Source organism: Streptomyces sp. NPDC040405 (assembly GCF_055595765.1).
In genome coordinates, this window is sequence record NZ_JBVIVI010000035.1 from 1 (window position 1) to 4,076 (window position 4,076).

Sequence of the window (4,076 nt, forward strand, 5' to 3'; positions counted from 1 at the left end):
GAGACAACACGACACGCCATCACTGCCGCACGAGAAACGAACTATGCCTGACCAGCAGAAACGCAGCAGTCACGCTCGGAAAGACAACGGCTTCTCAGGTTGACTGAGACGGGACAGATTGACTCGCCTCGCTCAACCTGAGCTTCTTCTTTAACCTCTGCATTGACCACCCACGCGAACCTCCGGGTACAGACAAAAGGTGTGGCCTCGGTTGCTTGTTGCTCGGTACGGTCGCGGCCATGGCGACCGTGGAGGCTCCGGGATGGATGGTTCAACGTGCGGGCACGGGCGACGTGGCTGGGCTCGCGCAGGTTCCGCGACGAACAGCGTCCGTCGCTGATGAACCGGAAATGACCAAGCGACTCAGCAGATGAAGAGCGGATCCGTGTCCCCCCTCCCGACGGCCCGCAAGAGCGGACGAGCCTGGGCCCTGCTACTCGTCCTGTGCGGAACGATCTTCCTCGAGGGCAGCGACGTCGCCATGCTGGCCGTTGCCGTGCCCACCATCCGCGCCGATCTCGGTCTGAGCACCGGCACCGCAGCGTGGGTGATGAGTGGCTACGTGCTCGGCTACGCCGGTTTCACCCTGCTCGGCGGCCGCGCCGCCGATCTGCTGGGCAGGCGGCGGATGTTCCTCACCTGGCTGGGCGTTTTCCTGGTCTTCTCCATGTTGGGCGGCTTCGCGACCGACGGCTGGATGCTGGTCGTGGCCCGATTCGTCACCGGCGTGGCGGCGGCCTTCATGACCCCCGCCGCCATGTCGATCATCACGACCTCGTATCCGGAGGGGCCGCAGCGCGACAAGGCCCTGCTGGTCTTCGCCGGCGTCGGCGCCGGCGGCTTCTCGCTGGGCCTTGTCATCGGCGGGCTGCTGACCGAACTCGGTTGGCGCTGGGTGTTCTTCGCCCCGGTGTTCCTGGCCGGCGCCATCCTGCTCGCGGCGCTCGGGCTGCTGCCGGCCGAGGCCCGCCCCGAGCCCGCGCAACAGGGCTACGACCTGGTTGGCGCGGCCGCCGCCGCCGGCGCGATGCTGCTGCTCGCCTACGGCATCGTCCGGCTCGAGCACCGCGGCGAAGGGCTCGGGCTGACTCTCGGCGCGCTCGCCGCCGGGCTGGCGCTGGTGGGGGCGTTCATCGTGATCGAACGGCGCGCCAAAGCGCCGCTCGTCCGGCTGGGGATCTTCCGCAAAGCCGCGATGGTGCGGGCCGACCTCGGCGCCCTGCTCTTCCTGGGCGCGTTCTTCGGCTTCCAGTTCATCGTCACGCTTTACCTGCAGGAGCTGCGCGGTTGGCCCTCCCTGCAGGCCGCCATCGCGCTGATCGTCATGGGCTGCGACGCCGTGCTGGCGCCCACCCTTACCCCGCGCCTGGTGAACCGCTACGGCAACAGCCGGGTGATCTTCGGCGGCTTCCTGCTGGCGATCGTGGCCTACGGGCTCTTCCTGTTGGTCGAGATGGACTGGTCATACGCGGCGATGTTCCCGAGCCTGATCATCGCGGGCACCGCCTTCGCTCTCGCCTACGGTCCGCTCACCATCGCGGCGACCGACAGCGTGGCCAAGGAGGAGCAGGGCCTGGCCGGCGGACTGCTGTACACGTTCACCCAGTTCGGCTCAGCGGTCGGGATCTCCGCGGTGACCGCGGTGTACGGGATCGCCGTGGACGGCACCGATGGCTCACCGGACGCGGTGCTGGACGCCTACCGAACCGCCCTCGTAGTCCCGGTGGTCATGGTGCTGCTGGGAACGGCGGTCTCCGCCTTCGGCCTCCGCCGAACCAGGACCGCCAGCCAGCGGAAGAGCGCGGCGCCTGCGGCCCGCGGCGAGGTCAACGATGGCGTTCCAGGGTAAGGCCAACGACGCCCCGCACCGAGTCCATCACGCCTCCCCCGTACCAACCACCGCTTCCGTACTGCCGCCTAGTTTGCCTGACGGCAACGCCGTCCCCAGGCCTCTCATGGCACGGTGATCAGCGGAAAAGGAATGCGATACAGCTTTGGCAGAAGATCTACTTCACAGTCTCCAGTCCACGACCAGCGCGAGCACCTCGGAATACCGTCACACCAGCCTTTTGACCAGCGACTTCAAGTTGGCGGAGGCTCGGTGTGGTGCTCGCGCTGAGTCCGCAGGGGCACTTGGAGGTGCAGCGCAGTCCCGCGGCGCCCAGGCCTTCGGGTTGGCTTCAGGGAAGTGACGGTCCAACCACCGGTCGATGGGCTTCTGTGAAGGCAGGGTGTGGAGGCCATGATGGCAGCCAGGCGCCGCGCGTGTCGGTATCTCCGGACGATGATGGAGCGTCTTGCCATACTGGGCTCGGGGGTGGTCCGAGATGGCGGAGCAGCGGCTGTCGCGGCAGGAGTTGGTCCGGCGTCGGCGGCGGCGCGGTTTTGTCGGGCGGCGCGGGTAGCTGAGTGTCTTCCGGGAAAACTTCGGTCGGGATCCGGAGGCCGACAACTATCAGTTCCTTTTCCACGTGCGCGGCAATGCTGGTGTAGGTAAGACCTCCCTGGTGCGGCAGTGGGATGCGGTTGCGGTCGAACAGGGTGCGGCGACGGTGTACCTCGATGACAGCGTGCACAGCGCCGTGGAGGCTATGGAGGCGCTCAGTGAGGGGTTGGGCCGTCAAGGGTTGGAGCTGCGGCGGTTCGACAAGCTGCTGGCGACGTTCCGGCAGCGTGCCCACGAGGTGCAGTCGGCGCTGGGAGCGCAGGCAGCTGCGGAGGAGAGTGGTGTCGCTCAGCCGCCCTCGCCTTCGCTGTCGGGGTCGGTGGCCACTCAGGTTGGGCTTGCCGGGCTTGGGATGGTGCCGGTCGTGGGTGCGCTCGCCGGGGCTGTTGATTCCCAGCAGGTGGCTCAGCGAGTGGATCGGTTGCGGGCTGCGCTCGGGGCTCGGATGCGGTCCCACGATGATGTGCGGCTGGTCATGGATCCGGTGCGCAGCCTGACTCCGGTGTTCCTGGAGGATCTGGCCGAGGCTGCGCGAAGGCGGGCGTGGTTGGTCCTGTTCTTCGATGTGTATGAGCGAACGGGGCCGGTACTGGATGAGTGGCTGTGTGACATTGCGTTCGGCGAGGTGCATGGTGCGCTGCCGGCCAACGTTCAGTTGGTGCTGTCTGGGCAGGGCCGTCTGGACGTCCGGTTCTGGGGCGACTGGTTGGACCTGATCACTGAGGTGCCGCTGGAGGTGTTCACTGAGGAGGAGGCGCGGGCGCTGCTGGGGCTCCAGGGCATCACCAACGAGCAGGCCGTCGAGGTCGTCCTGCACTTATCGGGCAGACTTCCCCTTTTGGTACATACTCTGGCACAGACGCGTCCCGGTTCTGCCGAGGCGGTGGACGACCCTTCGGGGACGGCAGTGGAGCGGTTCCTGAAGTGGGAGACGGCTCCGTCGCGGCGGGCCGCCGCCCTGGTCTGTGCCCTGCCCCTACAGTTCAACGAGGATGTCTATCGTGTGATCGCCCCGGTGGAGGCCGCTGAGCAGTACCCGTGGGTGCGTCGGCTGGCGTTCGTCACTGAGCAGGCCGGGCAGTGCCGATATCACGACGTCGTACGCACTTCTATGCTGCGGCTGCAACGCAGCCAGTCTCCCGTCCGGTGGAGTGCCACGCATGAGTCGCTAGCGAAAGCGTTCTGTGCCTGGCGGGAAAAGCGGGAGGAGGGCGTGCCAGCCGAGGAGCGCTGGAGTGATGTGGCCTGGCTTGAGTACCGGTCGAACGAGACGTACCACCGCCTGTGTGCCGATCCTCGTGGGGCGCTGGCCGGGGCGCTCGCGGAAGTTGTCCATGCCTGCGATCGAGGAAGCGGCGCGATCAGGCGCTGGGCCCAACTGCTCATACAGGCCGGAGCGGACACAGATGATGAGGGTCTGGCGGCTTGGGGACAGCGGTTGACCGCTGTATTCGGGGACGAGGCCTCTGCTGTCGTCACCACCCTTGATGTCCTGCTCGGTCACTCTGGGTTGGCATCAGCGGAAGAAGTGCGCGCTAGTACTGCAACGGTCTTTGCCGTGACTGCTGGCCAGCTCGGTCGTTGGTGTGGTTATGGGTGGGGACCTTGCTGATGTCAGGTTGTGGGCCGG

At 66.9% G+C, this 4,076-nt stretch carries 2 protein-coding genes; both read left to right on the top strand.

Annotated elements, in window-relative coordinates; genetic code table 11:
• The first annotated feature begins 370 nt into the window (after positions 1–370).
• The gene (locus tag ACZ59A_RS44825) at positions 371–1,849 is read left to right on the top strand and encodes an MFS transporter (protein WP_470971641.1); all 1,479 of its coding nucleotides are present in this window, start codon (positions 371–373) and stop codon (positions 1,847–1,849) included.
• A 658-nt stretch (positions 1,850–2,507) separates the two neighbouring features.
• Positions 2,508–4,058 (top strand): hypothetical protein, encoded by a 1,551-nt coding sequence (locus tag ACZ59A_RS44830; protein ID WP_470971644.1) that lies wholly within the window; start codon positions 2,508–2,510, stop codon positions 4,056–4,058.
• Positions 4,059–4,076: the final 18 nt, after the last annotated feature.

Excerpts from the sequence above, each read along its gene's own strand:
- ACZ59A_RS44825 (WP_470971641.1), top strand. The coding sequence starts at position 371 with ATGAAGAGCGGATCCGTGTCCCCCCTCCCGACGGCCCGCAAGAGCGGA.